This is a genomic window from Zavarzinia sp. CC-PAN008 (assembly GCF_051903925.1).
In the GTDB taxonomy this organism is placed as follows: Bacteria; Pseudomonadota; Alphaproteobacteria; order Zavarziniales; family Zavarziniaceae.
The window spans coordinates 3027660-3044504 of record NZ_CP173678.1; the positions used below are offsets into that span (position 1 = coordinate 3027660).

Genomic DNA, 16845 nt, shown 5'->3' on the forward strand with positions numbered 1-16845 from the left:
GGATGACGGGGTCGGGGGCAATACCATAAGACCAACAGCGTCATGCTGAGGAGGCAGAAGGCCGTCTCGAAGCATCCGGTGCTACGCCTGGGCCGCGGCGGCGCGTTCCTCGAGCAGGCGGTCCAGGATCTTGATGTGGTGGCGGGGTTCGATGGCGCCGACCATCGCGTACTTACGGTCATAGAGGAAGGTGGGCACGCCCGAGATTCCCATCTCCCGCGCCAGCGCATCCTCGGCTGCGATCTTGTCCGTGTCGTCGCCGCGCGCCAGCAGCTCGGCCACCAGGTCGGGGACCAGGCCAGCTTCATCCGCGGCGTCCGCCAGCACCGCGGGGTCGCCAATGTCCTGCCCGTCCGCGAAGTAGCGGCGGAACAGCACCTCGATCATCTGGGGCTGGAGGGCGGCACCCCCGGCCCAGCGGATCAGCCGGTGGCTGTCGAGAGTATTGGGCATCCGGCCGATCCGGTCGAAGGCGAAGGGCAGGCCAAGCTCTGCCCCCGCCTGGGTGATCTGCTCGTAGATGCTCTTGGCCTTTTCCTCGGAGCGGAACTTGCTCGAAAGGTAGGTCCGGCGATCCATCCCCTCCCTGGGCATGTCGGGATTGAGCTGGTAGGGGCGATAGCCGACGACGACGTCGAGCAAGGGCCGGGCGGCCAGCGCCTCGTCCAGCCGGCGCTTCCCGATCCAGCACCAGGGGCAGACGGTGTCGGTGACGATGTCGATGCGGATCGGCGCGTTGATGTCGGTCTCGCTCATGCCGTTTCCTCCTTCAGGCCGTCTGCTCCTTGAGGAAGTCGCCGGCCGAGGCGAGCGCCTCGCGCCCCTCCGTGAGCATGCCGGCGAACAGGTGCCAGACATGGGGCAGGCCCGGCCAGATTTCCAGGCGCACCTTGACGTCGGCGGCGCCGGCGATCGCGGCAAGCCGGGTCGAGTCATCCAGCAGCGTCTCCATGCTGCCGACCTGGATCAGCAGCGGGGGCAGGCCGTTCAGGTCGGCATGGAGCGGGGAGGCACGGGGATCGCGCGGGTCGGCGCCACCCAGATAGGCCGCAACCATGCCGGCCAGGCCGTCCGGCTTGACCATCGGATCGACGTCGACCTTGGCCTTCATGGACGCACCCGTCGCCTCCATGTCGATCCAGGGAGAGATGCAGAACCCGGCCGCCGGCAGGGGCAGGCCGGCGTCGCGGATCGCGACCAGCGCCGCCACCGTCAGGCCGCCGCCAGCGCTATCCCCGGCAACCGTGATGTGCCCGGGCTTGTAGCCCTGGTCCAGCAGCCAGCGATAGGCCGCCAGTGCATCCTCGACGGGCGCAGGAAATGGGTGCTCGGGCGCCAGGCGGTAGTCGATCGCCAGCGTCCGCGACCCCGCCGCCTTGCCCAGCGTGGTGACCAGTCCGCGATGGGAAGCAATAGAGCCAATGACATAGCCGCCACCGTGCAGGTAGAGAACGACCTTTGACGGATCGGCGTCGGCCGCGGTCGACCATTCGGCCGGCATGTCGCCGATGCGCACCGCCTCGTGGCTGACGCCCGTGGGGACCGGCGTGATGCCCCCCATCTGGTCGAACGCCTTGCGCAGTTCATGCACAGGCAGGGCCGCGAGGTCGGGCCCGTTGCGCAGCATGTCGAACAGGGCCTGACGTTCCTGGATGCTCATCGCTCTCTCCCTTGGTCTTCTTGTTGTGGTTCAGAGGGTTAGGGCCGCCGGCTCAGCCACCGGTGACGTTGCGCAGGAACCTGGCTGCCTCGGCCGTCGCGCGCCGGCCGTCGCTCAGCATGGCCGAGAAGAAGTGCCAGATGTGGATCATATGGGGCCACACCTCCAGCTGCACCTTCACGTCCGCAGCGCCTGCCTTGGCAGCAAGGCGGATGGCATCGTCGAGCAGCACCTCGGCCGAGCCGACATGGATCAGCAGCGGCGGCAGGCCGCTCAGGTCGGCCTGGAGGGGGGAGGCATGGGGATGCTTCGGATCAGCGCCGTTGAGATAGGGGGTCGCGAAGTTCTGCAGGTCGGCGCGCTGCAGCAGCGGATCCTCCGCCGCCTTGCTGTCCATGGTCGAGCCGGTCATTTCCAGGTCGACCCAGGGCGAGATGCAGAAGCCCGCCGCCGGCAGCGGAAGGCCCATCTCCCGCGCCATCAGAAGCGTCGCGACGGCCAGGCCGCCGCCGGCGGAGTCGCCCGCGATGACCACGCCGGAGGCAGGGATCCCCTGCGCCAGGATGTGCTCATAGGCTGCGATCGCATCCTCGACTGCCGCGGGAAAGGGGTGCTCGGGCGCCAGGCGATAGTCCAGCGCCAGGACTCGCATGCCCGCTGCCCGGCCCAGTTCCGTCGCCAGGCCGCGATGACTGTCCAGCGAGCCGATGACATAGCCGCCGCCGTGCAGGTAGAGGATCGCCTTCTGCGCCGAAGCCCCGGGGGCCGTTGACCATTCTGCCTTGGCCTTGCCGATCGTCACCGGCTCGATCCTGATGTCGGGGGCGACGGGGGAGGCGGCACCCATCGCATCGATCGCAGCGCGGGAGCCGGCCAGGTCAAGCTCGGTCGGCTTGGGCGCCTGGGCCAGCATGGCCCGGAAGGCCTGGACTTCCTCAAGCGTCGACATCGTGCTCCTCCCCCTTGGTCCTTGAACGGATTTGTCGGGGAGTGTAGCTGACGCAGCCTGCCCCGCCAGCATCTTGCGCAGGGCCTGCCCGTCCGTCCGGATTGCCGCACGCCCCGCCGACAGGATGCCGGCGAAGCAGGGATAGACATGGGGCATGAAGGGCTCCAGGCAGAGCCGCACGGCCACGCCCGCCGCCCCGGCCAGGCCCGCCAGATGCACGGCCTCGTCCCGCAGCAGCTCCCGCGTGCCGGCCCGGATCAGCAGGGGCGGCAGGCCATCGAACGCAGCATGCAGGGGCGAGGCACTGTGGGCAGGGACCGGACCCAGATAGAGCGCCGCCATGGCGCGCAGCGCCGCGATCGCGGTGGCGCCCACGGGTCCACGCGGCACCAGGGGCACAGTCAGATCGGCCCAGGGCGACCACAGCACTGTCTGGGCCGGGACCGGCCGCCCAGCGTCGCGCTCATGCTGCATCAACGCCAGGGCCAGGCCGCCGCCCGCCGAATCGCCGACCACGGCGACGTTTCGCGCCCCATGGCGCTCGGCCAAGGTGCGCCAGGCGGCGACGGCATCGTCGCGCGCCGCCGGGAAGGGGTGTTCGGGTGCCAGGCGATAGTCGGCCACGAACACCGCGATGCCCGAATCCTGGGCGAGAACGGCCGCCAGCGGCCAGTGGCCGGCAGCCGAGCCGCTGACGAAGCCGCCGCCGTGCAGGAGGAGGATCGCGGCGTCCGCGCTGGCGCCCGGGGGGTCCGCCCACAGGCCGGGAACGCCGCCGACCCGCTCCGCCCGGCAGGCGACGCCGCTGCTGGCGCCTGCGACGCGCGGGGAGAGTTCGGCATCGGCCGCCCGCAGCGTGGCCAGCGGGACGGCGCCGAACGACGGCATGTGCGCCAGGGCCCGCGTCAGCGTGTCCAGTTCATGGCGAACAGCCGGGTCCATCCATCCTCCGCTCGGACATTGAGCCTGCCGGCAAAATGCTTAGGCTGCGCCCGCACGTTGGGGAGGAGACAGCGAAGATGAGCGAACGTCCACTTGCCGGCCGGGTTGTCCTGGTCACCGGTGCCTCGTCCGGCCTGGGCACGCGCTTCGCCAGGCACCTGGCTGACCTGGGCGCATCCGTGGCCCTGACCGGCCGCCGGCTTGACCGGCTGGAGGCCGTGGCGGCAGAGATCCGCGCCGCCGGCGGCACTGCGGCGACGGCCGTCATGGACGTGACCGACATCGCGACCATTGCGCCGGCCTTCGACAAGGCGGAGGCCGAACTGGGTCCGCTCTGGGCCGTCATCAACAATTCCGGCGTCGGCATGAATTCCAAGGTCGAGGAGGTCGACGAGGCGCTCTACGACTCGCTGTTCGACACCAATGTCCGCGGCGCCTTCTTCGTCGCAACCGAGGCCGGACGCCGCATGATCCGCCGCGGGCAGGGCGGGCGCGTCGTCAACATCGCGTCCATGCTGGGCGTCAAGACGATGGTACGCCTGTCGCTCTATTCGATGACCAAGGCGGCGATCATGCAGATGACGAAGTCGATGGCCCTGGAATGGGCCCGCTACGACATCAACGTGAACGCGCTGCTGCCCGGATACATCCTGACCGATATCAACGCGGAACTGTTCAACGGCCCCAATGGCGAGGCATTCATGCGCAAGTTCCCGCGCCGCCGCGTCGGGGTGCCGGAGGATCTGGACGGCGCGCTGGCGCTGCTGGTCGATCCGGCCGCGCGCTTCATCACCGGCACCAACCTGCTGGCCGACGACGCCCAGTCCCTGGGCGGGTGAGGCCCCTAACCCAAGTTCACACGTGACTGTCTATCGACCAGTCGGTAGAACGCAATCCTGATCTGAAGGCAGAGGAGACTGAGGGATGGGACCGCTCAAGGGTATCAAGGTGATCGAGATCGCCGGCATCGGGCCGGGGCCGTTCTGTGCCATGCTGCTGGCCGACCTGGGGGCGGACGTGATCCGCGTCGACCGCGCGGCGGGCGGCGGCGGCGGTGTCACCACCTCGGCCCGCAAGGACCTGCTGAACCGCGGCAAGCGCTCGATCGCCGTCGACCTCAAGAAGCCCGAGGCGGTCGAGACGGTGCTGAAGCTGATCGAGAAGGCCGACGTCCTGACCGAGGGCTTTCGCCCCGGCGTGATGGAGCGCCTGGGCCTGGGGCCCGACGTCTGCCTCGCCCGCAATCCGAAGCTGGTCTATGGCCGCATGACGGGCTTTGGCCAGGAAGGCCCGATGGCCCAGGCGGCGGGCCATGACATCAACTATATCGCGCTGGCGGGCTCGCTCTCGGCCTTCGGCAACACGGGCGGCAAGCCGGTGCCCCCGCTGAACCTGGTGGGCGATTTCGGCGGCGGCGGCATGTTCCTGGCGCTTGGCATCGTCTCGGCCCTGCTGGAGGCCAAGACCAGCGGCAAGGGACAGGTCGTCGATACCGCCATGGTCGACGGTGCGGCCGTCCTGGGCACGATGATGTACAGCCTGATGAGCATGGGCGCCTGGACCGACAAGCGCGGTTCGAACCTGCTCGACAGCGCCGCCCACTTCTATGACACGTACGAGACCAAGGACGGCGAATACATCTCGATCGGTTCGATCGAGCCGCAGTTCTATGCCGAGCTGATCCGCCTGGCCGGCCTGGACGCCGAAACCTTCAAGCCGCAGATGGACCGGTCCAAGTGGCCGGAGCTGAAGCAGAAGATCGCGGACGTGTTCAAGACCAAGACGCGCGCCGAGTGGAACGCGATCATGGAGGGCTCGGACGTCTGCTACGCGCCGGTCCTGTCGCTGATGGAGGCGACCCAGCACCCCCACAACAAGTTGCGGGGCACGTTCATCGAGCGTGACGGCGTGGTCCAGCCGGCGCCAGCGCCGCGTTTCAGCCGGACCAAGGCTGAAATCGTCCGCCAGTCGCCGGTTCCGGGCGAGAACACCGACGAAGTTCTTAAGGAATTCGGAATCGATGCAGCAGCCATCACAGCTTTGCGCGGTGCCGGCGCCGTCATCTGACGGTTTCGCTGCGCTGCGATGCTTATGACCTGAAGACCAAGCCGGTGCGAGGATTGAATCTTCGCGCCGGCTCTAGGTCCCGACTGCTGCGACGCGTCATAAACTTGTCGCACATGCGCGGTATAGAGGGTCCAGTTTTCGGTTGCCGTCTGGTCCACGCGGACTAACATTCGGTCGGCAAGCGTCAAGCTTGGACAAGGGGGCATCCGAGTGCACCCCGGCACGGCAGTACAGGGAGTATCCGATGGGCCAGGTCGAAGCGACGGAACTGACGCGTCTGCGTCATACACAGTCGAGCCTTTGGCAGTTCATCGCCGCAGGCCTCGACATTGACGGCAGTCATCGCCAGGCCATGGCGGAAGTGGACCAGGCGATCACCTGCCTGGTCGCGCGCCGCTGGCGCGGCATGGAGGCGGGTGCCATCCGCATGGCGGGCCGCGACTGCGGTCAGCGCGTCCTGAGCCGCGCGGCCTGACGGCACGGGCTGAGTACGCGGCCAAGGTCGACCCCGGCCCGGTCCCTGGATGGCGCTGTTCTTCGATGCCGCGTGGTTCGACGCGCGGCTGGCGGAATTGGGCGCCAGCCGGGACGATCTGGCTAACGCCCTGCAAGTCCGCAGCGGCGACCTGACCCTTATCTTCAAGGATCAGCGCGAGCTGATGCCCCAGGAGGTGGCACGCGCCGCCGCCTTTTTCCGTGTGACGCCGGAAGTCGTCGTGCGCCACGCCGGGGCAGGGACCCTGATGCCTCAACCCGAGGTTGACGAGCAGCGCCCGCTGGCCGCGCGCGTCGATCGCCTGGAGCAGCGCATCGCCCGGCTGGAAGCCGATCTGGCCCGCGCCCTGGCGCAGCTGGCGGGCCTGGACCATCAGCGGCGATAGCGCCGCCCCGGGGCTGCCCGCTCACACCATGTAGCGGTCCCAGAAGCCGGCGGCGGGGTCGATCTGCTCGACCACGTCGACCCACAGGCCCGACGGATCGTGGAATCCGAAGCGGCGCTGGCCAAAGGGTTCGTCCCGCAGCTCAAGGCCGATCGGCAGCCCGGCCGCCTTGGCCTCCGCATGGGCCTTGCGGGCATCCTCCACCTGCAGCTCGAAGCACAGTCCCTTGCCGGAAAAGCTCTCCGGCCCCGGAGGGGCGGACGGATGGTCGGGCGTCATGAACGCGATCGAGGCGCTGCCGTCGCGCGCCGTCAGCAGCGTGAACCAGGACGAGGTGAACACGGCCGTGAAGTCCAGGTGCCGCGCCCAGAACGCGGCGCAGTCGGCCATGCGTTCGGTGACGATGATGGGATAGCGGTCGACGAAGGTCATGGGGTGGCTACCTCATAAACAGACAATCTGTCTGTATTTGACATACAGCCTGTCTGTTTGTCAAATCGGGACATGTCATCGATCGAACGCAACGATCGCGCCCGGGTTCAGCGCGTGTCGCAGGCGGAGCGCACGCAGCGCACGCGGGGCGCCTTGCTGGCCGCGGCCCGCCGGCTGTTCGCCGAAGGAGGCTTCGCCGCTACGAGCACGGACGAGATCCTCAACGCCGCGGGCGTCACGCGCGGCGCCCTGTACCACCACTTCAAGGACAAGTCGGACCTGTTCCAGGTGTTGTGCACCGACCTGCATGGCGAGGCGGCCCAGGCGATCGAGGCAGCGACCCGTGGCCTGGGTCCCGACCCCGTGGCTGCCCTGGTGGCGGGATCGATCGCCTGGCTCGAGGTCATGGCGCAGCCCGCGATGCGCCGCATCCTGTGCATCGATGCGCCGGCGGTGCTGGGCTGGAGCCGCTGGATTGAGATCGACAGCGCGCATGGGCTGGCGCTGCTGGCCGACGGGGTGCGCGCGGCCCAGGGCGCCGGCCTGCTGCCCCTGGTCCCGGCGCGTGACGTCGCCCTGATGCTGAACGGGGCGATGAACGCACTCGTCATGGCGCTTCCCGATCCAGTCGGGGCAGCGGACCTGAAGGACGCGCAGGACGCTGTCGCCGCCCTGATCCGGTCACTGGCGCGCAACGGCTGAGCGCTCCAGGTCCCGATGGCGGAACGCCCGGATTCGGGTCTAGAGTCGCTGGACCTGACCGTGAGGGGGATGCAGGACATGTCAGCCAGGAATGGGGCAGCAGGCTCGGCGCGGCGGTGCATGGCGGGGCTGGCGGCCCTGCTCGTGGCGTCGCCGGCATGGGCGGAGCCGTTGCAGGCGCTGGGCGCGGGCGAGGGGGAAGTCTCCATCGTCGCCTGGGCCGGCTATATCGAGCGCGGCGAGTCGGACAAGGCCTATGACTGGGTCACCGATTTCGAGAAGGCGACCGGCTGCAAGGTTTCGGTCAAGACCGCGGGCAGCTCGGACGAGATGGTCACCCTGATGAACCAGGGCGGCTTCGACCTGGTGACCGCCAGCGGCGATGCCAGCCTGCGCCTGATCGCCGGCGGCACGGTGCAGGAGGTGAACCCCGCCTTGATCCCGTCCTGGGGGACGATCGACACCCGGCTGCAGAATGCCCCGTGGCACACCGTCGATGGCAAGCACTATGGCGCGCCCTATCAATGGGGGTCCAACGTGCTGATGTACAATACGAAGGTGTTCCCCACCGCGCCTGAAAGCTGGTCCGTCGTGTTCACGGAGCAGACCCTGTCCGACGGCAAGTCGAACAAGGGCCGGATCCAGGCCTATTATGGACCGATCTACATCGCCGATGCGGCGCTGTACCTGCGGTCGGCACGGCCCGAACTTGGAATCACCGATCCCTATGCCCTGGACGAGACGCAATACGCGGCGGCGCTGGAAGTGCTGAAGGGCCAGCGCGACCTGATCCAGCGCTACTGGTCGGATGCGAACGTGCAGATCGACGACTTCAAGAACGAGGGCGTCGTCGCGTCCACGTCATGGCCGTTCCAGGTCAACACGCTGGTCGGACAGGAACAGCCCGTGGCCAGCACCATACCCAAGGAAGGTGCAACGGGCTGGGCCGACACGACCATGCTGCATGCCCGGGCCCAGCATCCCAACTGCGCCTACATGTGGATCGAGCATTCGCTGAAGCCCAAGGTGCAGGGTGACGTCGCGGCCTGGTTCGGCTCCGTTCCCGCGGTGCCGGCCGCCTGTACCGGGTCCGACCTGCTGGGGGCAGAGGGCTGCAAGACCAACGGCTTCGACAATTTCGACCGCATCGCGTTCTGGCGGACGCCGGTCGCCAATTGCGGCGAGGGGCGGACCTGCGTGCCCTATGGCCGCTGGGCGACCGACTACGCCGCGGTCCAGGGCGGCGGCTGACGCTGTACGACGGGGCGGCGGGCGGCGACGCCGTCGCCCCGGAGCGGTGCCGGGATGTTGCAACAGCTTTGGATGCCATCGTGAACGCAACGGATGCGGCTGTCCGCTTCCAGGCGGTCAGCCGCCGCTTCGGCGCCGTGACTGCGCTGGACCAGGTGGGGTTCGAGATCCGCGAAGGGGAGTTCTTCGCCATGCTCGGCCCTTCCGGCTCTGGCAAGACGACGTGCCTGCGCCTGATCGCCGGCTTTGACGAGCCCGACGAGGGCACGGTGGCGATCCGTGGCCGCGCCATGACCGGCGTGCCGCCGTTCCGGCGCGACGTCAACACGGTGTTCCAGGACTATGCGCTGTTCCCCCACATGACCATCGCCGACAATGTCGGCTATGGCCTGATGGTGAAGGGCGTGCCCCGGGCCCAGCGCCACAAGCGTGTGGCAGAGATGCTCGACATGGTGCAGCTGGGCAGCTTCGGCGCCCGGCGGCCCGCGCAGTTGTCGGGCGGCCAGCGCCAGCGGGTGGCCTTGGCCCGGGCGCTGATCAACCAGCCGGCCATCCTGCTGCTCGACGAGCCGCTGGGGGCACTCGACCTCAAGCTGCGGGAGGAAATGCAGGTCGAGCTCAAGGCGATCCAGCACCGCCTGGGGATCACCTTCGTCTATGTCACGCACGACCAGGGCGAGGCGCTGACCATGAGCGACCGCGTGGCCGTGTTCAACAACGGCCGGATCGAGCAGATCGGTCCCCCGACCGAAATCTATGAGCACCCGGCAAGCCGCTTCGTCGCTGGCTTTGTCGGCCTGTCGAACTTCCTGGCGGATGCCGCGGGCGCGTTCGCGGTACGGCCCGAGCGCATGCGCGTCCTGGCCCCGGGCGAGGCGCCGCAGCCGGGGGAAGGCGTGCTGGCCGGCCGGGTGCACGAACGGCTGTACCTGGGGTCGGGCGTGCGCACAGTGGTCCTGGCCCCCGATGGGCGCGAGGTCCTGGTGCTGGAGCCACCCGCCGCGGCAGCAGAGGGAGCGCCGCGCGGCGCCGAGGTGCGCCTGGCCTGGCCGCGCGTGTTCGAGCGGCGGTTCCCGGCATGAGTGCCGTGGCGGTGCCAGGGCTCGGCAACCGGCTCTCCGGCGCGCTGCACCGGCGCCGGGCGCTGCGCCTGGCGCTGCTTCTGGCATTGCCCCTGGGCTGGCTGGGCATCGTCTACCTGGGCTCGCTCGGCGCCCTGCTGGCGCAGAGCTTCTTCCGGATCGACGACTTCACCGGCCAGGTCGTGCGCGAATGGGGCTTGTCGACCTATGCCCAGGTTCTGACACCGGCCAATGTCGCGGTGATCGTCCGGACGGTGACCATGGCGGCGCTGGTCACGCTGGCCTGCGTCGCCCTGGCGCTGCCGCTTGCCTATGTCATGGCCCGGCGGGCCGGTCCGCGCATGCAGGCCCTGCTGTTCCTGGGGGTCATGCTGCCCCTGTGGTCCAGCTACCTGGTGCGCATCTATGCGTGGAAGCTGATCCTGGCGGGCGAGGGCATCGTCAGTTGGGCCGCCCGCAGCACAGGAACCTCCGGCCTGATCGAGGCCCTGCTGGCGGTGCCGGGGATCGGCGGGCCCAGCCTCTCCACGTCCTATGTGGGGACCTTCGTGGTGTTCACCTATGTCTGGCTGCCCTACATGGTGCTGCCGGTCTTTGCAGCACTTGAGCGGGTCCCGGAAAGCGTGATCCAGGCCTCCGGCGACCTGGGCGCGCGGCCGTTCCAGACGTTCCGCCACGTCATCCTGCCGCTGGCCATGCCGGGCATCGCCGCGGGCTCGATCTTCACCTTTTCCCTGACGCTGGGCGACTACATCATTCCCAACGTGATCGGACCGTCGCGCCCGTTCATCGGCAACATCGTCCTGCTGCAGCAGGGGACTGCCGGCAACGTGCCCTTGGCGGCGGCGCTGTCGGTCGTGCCGATCGCGATCATGGTCGTCTACCTGTGGCTGGCCGGGCGCATGGGGGCATTTCGTGCGCTCTAGCCGGCTGCTGACCATTATGGCCGGTGCCGTGCTGCTGTTCCTGCACCTGCCGCTGCTGCTGATCGTCGTCTATGCCTTCTCGGCGGACACGGCAAGCTATACCTTCCCGCCGCCCGGCTTCACCTTGCAGTGGTTCGCCAAGGCCTGGGAACGGCCCGATATCTGGGCGGCGTTCTCCCTCTCGCTGCAATGCGCGGCGGCGGCGACCGCCATCGCCCTGGTCCTGGGGACGCTGGCGGCGATCGCGGTCGCCCGCTTCGACTGGTTCGGCAAGGAGGCGGTCTCCCTCCTGATCATCCTGCCCATCGCGCTGCCCGGCATCGTCACCGGGATCGCGCTGCGCTCCGCCTTCGCCATCGGCGGCATCGACTTCAGCATCTGGACCGTCGTGATCGGCCACGCCACCTTTTGTGTCGTCACCGTCTACAACAACGCGATCGCCCGGTTGCGACGCATCGCGGGATCGCAGGTCGAAGCGTCGATGGACCTGGGGGCCAACGGCTTCCAGACCTTTCGCCATGTCCTCCTGCCGCAACTGGGCAGCGCCATCCTGGCCGGTGGCATGCTGGCCTTTGCGCTCAGCTTCGACGAGGTGATCGTGACGACGTTCACCGCGGGGCAGCAGACCACGCTGCCGATCTGGATGCTGGCCGAACTGGTGCGCCCGCGCGACCGGCCGGTGACCAACGTCGTCGCCGTGATCGTGATGGCGGCAACCTTCGTGCCGATCCTGCTTGCCTATCGCCTGACCCGGGAAGCGGGCCGCAACGCCTGAACCGTTCTTCAGGATCTGTCGAGCAGGCGGCGCAGCTTGCTGGCGATGGCGTCGCGGCCGAACGGCTTGGTGATCAGTTCCACCCCCGGATCCAGACGGCCATGGTGGACGATGGCGTTGCGCGTGTAGCCGGTCATGAACAGCACGCGCAGGTCAGGACGCGCCTGCAGGGCGCGATCGGCCATCTCGCGCCCGTTGAGTGCCCCGGGCAGGACCACGTCCGTCAGCAGCAGCGCGACCTCCGGATGCCGGCCCAGAACCGCCAGCCCGGCTTCCGCATCGGGGGCGTCGATCACGCGGTAGCCCAGTTCCCTCAGGGTGGCCACAGTCAGCTGACGGACCTCGTCCTCGTCCTCCACCACCAGGATCGTCTCGCCCTGGCCGCGCGCCACGGGCATGTCGTCCTGGGACCGATGGGGCAGGGAGGGGCCGACACCGGCCGCCCCCTCGTACAGGCGTGGCACATAGAGCTTGATGCTGGTGCCTTCGCCAACCTCGCTATAGATGCGGACATGGCCGTGCGACTGGCTGGCAAAGCCATAGACCATCGACAGGCCCAGGCCCGTGCCCTGGCCCGGCGGCTTGGTCGTATAGAACGGGTCGAACGCGCGCGCCGCCACCTCCGGCGCCATGCCCGAACCGGTATCGGTGATCGCCACCATCACGTACTGCCCCGGTGCCAGGTCGCGCTGGGACGCGGCATAGGCGTCATCCAGATAGGCATTGGCCGTCTCGATGGTCAGGCGTCCGCCGCCCGGCATCGCGTCGCGCGCATTGACGGCCAGGTTCAGGATCGCGTTCTCAAGCTGGTGCGGATCGACGGCGCTGCGCCACAGGCCGCCGGCCAGGACCGTCTCGATCGCGACCGCTTCGCCAAGCGTCTGGCGCAGCAGGTCCGACATCCCGGTGACCAGGCGGTTGATGTCGACCGTCTCGACCTTCAGCGGCTGCTGGCGGGCGAAGGCCAGCAGGCGGTGGGTCAGGTTGGCCGCGCGGTCGGCGGCGTACTGAACCGCGTCCAGGTCGCGCTGGGCGGCGGGCCGGCCGCCCTCCGCGTCGCGCCGCATGCGCTCCAGTCGACCCAGGATGACCTGCAGCATGTTGTTAAAGTCATGCGCGATGCCACCGGTCAGGCTGCCCAAAGCCTCCATCTTCTGGGCCTGGCGCAGCTGCGCCTCGGCCTTCTCGCGTTCCTTCATCTCGCTGTGCAGCGCCGCCGTCCGCTGCTCGACCAGGACCTCCAGCGTGTCGGCGCTGGCCTTCAGGCGTTCCTCGTTCTCGCGCAGGCGGGCCTCGACCTCGGCCCGGCGCGCGATCTCGCGCTGGGCATCCTGGAACAGGCGCGCATTGTCCAGCGCGGTGACCACATGGCCGACCAGGGCGGCCATCACCGTCTCGTGCCGGTCCTCGAAGCGTGCCGCTTCCGGATGCCCGAACAGCAGGCCGCCCATCGCCTCGCCAGTCCGGGCAACAACCGGGATGGCAAGGTAGCTGCGCACGGGCAGATGGCCGGGCGGCATGCCGCCATTGGGCGCGTTCAGGCCGAATCGTGGATCCTGCGTGATGTCATCGGACCGGACGATGTGCCGGTCCTGGAAGGTCGGGGCAAAGACGCCCGTCATGCGCGGGGGCGGAAACACCGAGAAGGCCTGGCGCGGAGCGCCCGACAGCGCATGCAGGTGCAGGACCACGCCGTCGGGGCCTTCGGCATTGTAGAAGAATGCGCCATAGGCTGCGCCCGTCAGGCTGACGCCCGCATCGGTCACGCTCTGCACCAGGCGGTCGACGTCCAGCTCGGCCGCGATCGCGCCGCCCACATCGTTGACGATGCGCAGGCGGCCGGTCTCCTCCCGCAGATGGTTTACCGCCTCGTCCCGCTCGGCAACCCGGGCCTGGATCGCGCGGCCGGCATCGACCAGCGCGCGCTGGATGATGGTGATCTCGCGCACCGCCGCGGGCTGGGCATGGGGAATGCCGCCCGCGCCCAGCGTGCGGGCCGCCTGGACCAGGGCGCGGAACGGTTCCGTGATCCGATGAGCCGCGAGCCAGGCCAGCAGGCCGCAGACCAACGTGGTCCCAAGGGCCGCCAGCACCACGGTCAGGACGAAGCGGTCCAGTGCCGCGCGCACCACCGCGAACGGGACCGATGCACCGCTGCGCCACCCCGCCAGCGCCGTGCGCTGGAAGGCTGCCGCGACCGGTCGGCCATCCGGCGACAGGCCGACCCAGGTCCCGCTCTCTCCCCTGGTGCTGGCGCGCAGGTCTGCCGAGGCGAGGCGCCCGGCGCCTTCGGTCAGCCGCGTATGGGCGACGATCAGGTCGGTATTGTCGATCAGGGCGCCCGTCCAGCCTTCGCCAAGTCCGGCCGATTGCAGGGCGGGCAGCAGCGCCTTGGCCGGCAGGTACATGGCCAGCACCCGCCTGGCGTTCGCCGGTCCCGGAATCGGCGCCGCCAGGACGACATGCGGCACGCTGCCGCCGGCGCTGTCGGCAGCTGGTGCGACCAGGTCGGATGGGGCCTGCGGCTGACGCGCCAGGGTTGCCGCGATCTGGCTGGGTGTCGGCGGCGCTGGGCGAAGGCCCGGCAGGCCCGACCAGGTCGCCACGATGCCGGAGTCATCGACCAGGGCGATGGCGACGCCCCGGGTACTGGCGAAATGCTGTGCCTGGGCGCCGAACGCCACCAGATCGCCGGCGACGATCGATGGGTAGCTGGCCAGCAGGTCCAGCGACGCGATGCGTGAGCCCAGGTCGCGGTCGACCAGGATCGCGATCGTCCGCGCCGTCGTCAGCAGGTCGCGGTCGATGTGGTCCAGCTCGGACCGATAGCGCGACCAAGCAAGCCAGGTCGCGAAGCAGAAGGCCGGCAGCAGCGTCGCCAGGCACAGGATGAAGATCGCCGCGCGCAGGCTCCAGCCGGGAAACTCGCGCTGGCCTTCTGGCCGGGGGGGCTCAGGTCCGTCCGGCTGGGTCACACGCGACATCAACTTCCCATTCAGCCCGCCGACTGTCGCAGCCGGGGCGGGTCAAGCCAGCCTTGGGTCGGAGCAGGCGCTGCTGCCCGGACGCCACGGCTTGCTCAGTCTACATGCGCAAATCCTGATGCTTGAAGCCCGCATTCATGACGCACGGTGTACGATTTGTCGCGGGTCCGGCTGGTGCGGTCGCGGTCAGGCGACGGCGGCCAGGGCCTCCTCGCGGGTCTTCCGGATCGTCAGGATCTTGTCGAAGCCGCTGATCGAGAAGACTTCCTGGATATTGGGCGACAGCGCGCACAGCGCCAGCTTGCCCGACTTGCCCTTGACCCGCTTGGCCCCCATCAGCACGACGCGCAGGCCGGCGCTGGAGACATAGGCAAGGCCAGCAAAGTCGAGCACGATGCGCGCGGAGCCTTCGTCGATCGTCGCAAACAGCTTCTTTTCCAGGTCGCCGCAGGTATTGCCGTCCAGGCGGCCTTCGACGCCCAGGATCGTCGCGTCCCCCTGCTTTGATTCGGAGATGTTCATTCCTGCCTCGTGGTCGTGTCCGAACCCCGTCCGGGGCGAAGAGAGCGGCGGAGCGTCAACACGTTGTGGTCGCCATCGCGGCGATAGGCGACCGTGTCCATCATCTCCCGCATGAAGTGGAGGCCCAGGCCACCGATCTTCCGGTCGTCCAGGCTGCTGTCGGTGTCGGCCGGGGGCGCGTCCAACGGATCGAACGGCACACCGGAGTCGGTGACCTGAACCTCGATCTGGTCATCGGCAAGGGACAGCAGGACGTGCACGTCGCCCCGACCCGCGCCGTAATTCAGCACGTTGGTCAGCCATTCGTCGAGCACGAGATTGACCTGGTAGACGGCGTCGGCTGGCACGTCCCTGGCCTCAAGGTACTGCTCGATCCGGGGGGCGAGCGCGGGAATCTCTGCTGGCTCCCTCAGCCGGTATTCGACCCGCGCCTCCATCAATGGGCTGATCCCCCAGGTCAATCTGTGTCTTTGTATGCCTAAACCGGAAAGACTTAAAGTCTGGTAGCAGGCTGCGGGCGGAAGTCTGGCTTTGCGCGGCCATCATTCGTAGGATGACGCTCACCAGGGGGGTGTCGTGGTGGATCCAGGCGCCGGGGTCGACGCGGTCGTCTACCGGAACATCTTGCAGTACATGGAGGGCGGGGTCGTCACCATCGACCTTGAAGGCACGGTCACGACCTTCAACCCGGGGGCGGAGCGATTGTGCGCATTGTCCGCCTCGGAAATCCTGGGCAAGCCGTTCGCCGCGACCTTTCTGGAGCGGGAGGGGACGGACGCCTTCGTGCAGGCGGTTCTGGACGCCATCTATGAGCGGGACTCGACGCATAGCTGCGACGTGACCTATGGCCTGGGCGGCGACGTCCGCCACCTCTCGGTCACGACGTCGTTCCTGTGGGACTGGGACGCGGTGCAGCGCCGGCCGCAGCGCCGGGGCGTGATCGCCCTGTTCACCGACATCTCTGACCGCAAGCGCGCGGAACACTCGCTGCGCAACATGAACGAGGAACTGGAACGCCGCGTCCTGGAGCGGACGGAAGAGATCCGCCGCGTGAACGAGGACCTGCGCGCCGAGGTGGCCGAGCGCCGCCGCGCGCAGGAGGCGCTGTCGCACCTCGCCAAGCATGATTCGCTGACGGGCCTTGCCAACCGTGTGCTGTTCGAGGACCGGCTGCGCCTGGCGCTTGCCCGCAGCCGGCGGCAGAGCGGCTCGCTCGCCCTGCTCTACCTGGACCTGGACGGGTTCAAGGGAGTGAACGACAGCCAGGGCCATGCATTTGGCGACTTCCTGCTGGCGGAGGTTGCGCGCCGGCTGGAACGCTGCGTGCGCGAGGTCGACCTGGTGGCGCGCCTGGGCGGCGACGAGTTCGCCGCCATCCTGGAGAACGTGCGGACCGAGGGCGAGATCATGGCCGTGGTCCAGCGCATCATGGCGGCCCTGGGAGATCCGTTCGTCAATGACGAGGGCCGCTCGGGCCAGGTGGGGGTCAGTGTCGGGATCGCGCCGCATCCCGCGGCTGGCGATGACATGCCGGCCCTGATCCGCGCCGCCGACGTCGCGATGTACACGGCCAAGCGCGCGGGCAAGGGCCAGTACAGGTTCTATTCACCCCATATGGCGCAGGATCGGGTCGACTAGGTCCGTCGGCAGGACGGCAGCAGGACGGGTCAGG

At 68.7% G+C, this 16845-nt stretch carries 17 protein-coding genes; 10 read left to right on the forward strand and 7 right to left on the reverse strand.

Annotated features, from left to right (window positions below):
- Positions 1 to 81: 81 nt before the first annotated feature.
- From ACI6GS_RS14245 to ACI6GS_RS14255, 3 genes are read right to left on the reverse strand one after another with little or no spacing between them, the layout of a single operon-like run.
- The gene (locus tag ACI6GS_RS14245) at positions 82 to 756 is read right to left on the reverse strand and encodes a DsbA family oxidoreductase (RefSeq protein WP_439814115.1); all 675 of its coding nucleotides are present in this window, start codon (positions 754 to 756) and stop codon (positions 82 to 84) included.
- 13 nt (positions 757 to 769) lie between these two features.
- Positions 770 to 1660, reverse strand: a complete 891-nt coding sequence (locus ACI6GS_RS14250; RefSeq protein WP_439814116.1) for an alpha/beta hydrolase — start codon at positions 1658 to 1660, stop codon at positions 770 to 772.
- Positions 1661 to 1712: 52 nt separating this feature from the next.
- Positions 1713 to 3551 carry an alpha/beta hydrolase fold domain-containing protein gene (locus ACI6GS_RS14255; protein ID WP_439814117.1) on the reverse strand — a complete coding sequence of 613 codons (1839 nt, stop codon included), beginning with the start codon at positions 3549 to 3551 and terminating at the stop codon, positions 1713 to 1715.
- 77 nt (positions 3552 to 3628) lie between these two features.
- Here ACI6GS_RS14255 and ACI6GS_RS14260 point away from each other — a divergent pair, with 77 nt between their 5' ends.
- From ACI6GS_RS14260 to ACI6GS_RS14275, 4 genes are all read left to right on the forward strand, one after another.
- On the forward strand, positions 3629 to 4390 hold the full coding sequence (locus ACI6GS_RS14260; RefSeq protein ID WP_439814118.1) for an SDR family NAD(P)-dependent oxidoreductase: 762 nt from the start codon (positions 3629 to 3631) through the stop codon (positions 4388 to 4390).
- Between the two features lie 85 nt (positions 4391 to 4475).
- Positions 4476 to 5618 carry a CaiB/BaiF CoA transferase family protein gene (locus ACI6GS_RS14265; RefSeq protein WP_439814119.1) on the forward strand — a complete coding sequence of 381 codons (1143 nt, stop codon included), beginning with the start codon at positions 4476 to 4478 and terminating at the stop codon, positions 5616 to 5618.
- 244 nt (positions 5619 to 5862) lie between these two features.
- Entirely contained in the window at positions 5863 to 6093 is a 231-nt protein-coding gene (locus tag ACI6GS_RS14270) for a hypothetical protein (RefSeq protein ID WP_439814120.1), read from the forward strand.
- 49 nt (positions 6094 to 6142) lie between these two features.
- Positions 6143 to 6499, forward strand: a complete 357-nt coding sequence (locus tag ACI6GS_RS14275) for a hypothetical protein (RefSeq protein WP_439814121.1) — start codon at positions 6143 to 6145, stop codon at positions 6497 to 6499.
- Positions 6500 to 6520: 21 nt separating this feature from the next.
- On the opposite strand, the gene ACI6GS_RS14280 is transcribed toward ACI6GS_RS14275, so the two are convergent.
- Positions 6521 to 6931: a VOC family protein gene (locus ACI6GS_RS14280; protein ID WP_439814122.1), complete on the reverse strand. Its 411-nt coding sequence runs from the start codon at positions 6929 to 6931 to the stop codon at positions 6521 to 6523.
- Positions 6932 to 7003: 72 nt separating this feature from the next.
- Between ACI6GS_RS14280 and ACI6GS_RS14285 the strand changes: the two genes are divergently transcribed.
- The 5 genes from ACI6GS_RS14285 to ACI6GS_RS14305 all read left to right on the forward strand — a co-directional run bounded on the left by ACI6GS_RS14285 (position 7004) and on the right by ACI6GS_RS14305 (position 11667).
- Positions 7004 to 7633 (forward strand): TetR/AcrR family transcriptional regulator, encoded by a 630-nt coding sequence (locus ACI6GS_RS14285; RefSeq protein ID WP_439814123.1) that lies wholly within the window; start codon positions 7004 to 7006, stop codon positions 7631 to 7633.
- Positions 7634 to 7711: 78 nt separating this feature from the next.
- Positions 7712 to 8884 carry an ABC transporter substrate-binding protein gene (locus ACI6GS_RS14290; RefSeq protein WP_439814124.1) on the forward strand — a complete coding sequence of 391 codons (1173 nt, stop codon included), beginning with the start codon at positions 7712 to 7714 and terminating at the stop codon, positions 8882 to 8884.
- Positions 8885 to 8964: 80 nt separating this feature from the next.
- The gene (locus ACI6GS_RS14295; RefSeq protein ID WP_439814125.1) at positions 8965 to 9966 is read left to right on the forward strand and encodes an ABC transporter ATP-binding protein; all 1002 of its coding nucleotides are present in this window, start codon (positions 8965 to 8967) and stop codon (positions 9964 to 9966) included.
- A complete protein-coding gene (locus tag ACI6GS_RS14300; RefSeq protein ID WP_439814126.1) occupies positions 9963 to 10892 on the forward strand; it encodes an ABC transporter permease in 930 nt (309 codons plus the stop codon). The genes ACI6GS_RS14295 and ACI6GS_RS14300 overlap by 4 nt, the downstream gene beginning before the upstream one ends.
- Before the next feature lie 16 nt (positions 10893 to 10908).
- On the forward strand, positions 10909 to 11667 hold the full coding sequence (locus ACI6GS_RS14305; RefSeq protein ID WP_439814127.1) for an ABC transporter permease: 759 nt from the start codon (positions 10909 to 10911) through the stop codon (positions 11665 to 11667).
- Positions 11668 to 11675: 8 nt separating this feature from the next.
- Here the strand turns inward: ACI6GS_RS14305 and ACI6GS_RS14310 are convergent, their stop codons facing one another.
- The 3 genes from ACI6GS_RS14310 to ACI6GS_RS14320 form a co-directional block, all read right to left on the reverse strand.
- A complete protein-coding gene (locus ACI6GS_RS14310; RefSeq protein ID WP_439814128.1) occupies positions 11676 to 14651 on the reverse strand; it encodes an ATP-binding protein in 2976 nt (991 codons plus the stop codon).
- Positions 14652 to 14837: 186 nt separating this feature from the next.
- The gene (locus ACI6GS_RS14315) at positions 14838 to 15173 is read right to left on the reverse strand and encodes an STAS domain-containing protein (protein WP_439814129.1); all 336 of its coding nucleotides are present in this window, start codon (positions 15171 to 15173) and stop codon (positions 14838 to 14840) included.
- On the reverse strand, positions 15170 to 15610 hold the full coding sequence (locus ACI6GS_RS14320) for an ATP-binding protein (RefSeq protein WP_439814130.1): 441 nt from the start codon (positions 15608 to 15610) through the stop codon (positions 15170 to 15172). The genes ACI6GS_RS14315 and ACI6GS_RS14320 overlap by 4 nt, the downstream gene beginning before the upstream one ends.
- 139 nt (positions 15611 to 15749) lie before the next feature.
- Here ACI6GS_RS14320 and ACI6GS_RS14325 point away from each other — a divergent pair, with 139 nt between their 5' ends.
- On the forward strand, positions 15750 to 16811 hold the full coding sequence (locus tag ACI6GS_RS14325; RefSeq protein WP_439814131.1) for a diguanylate cyclase domain-containing protein: 1062 nt from the start codon (positions 15750 to 15752) through the stop codon (positions 16809 to 16811).
- Positions 16812 to 16845: the final 34 nt, after the last annotated feature.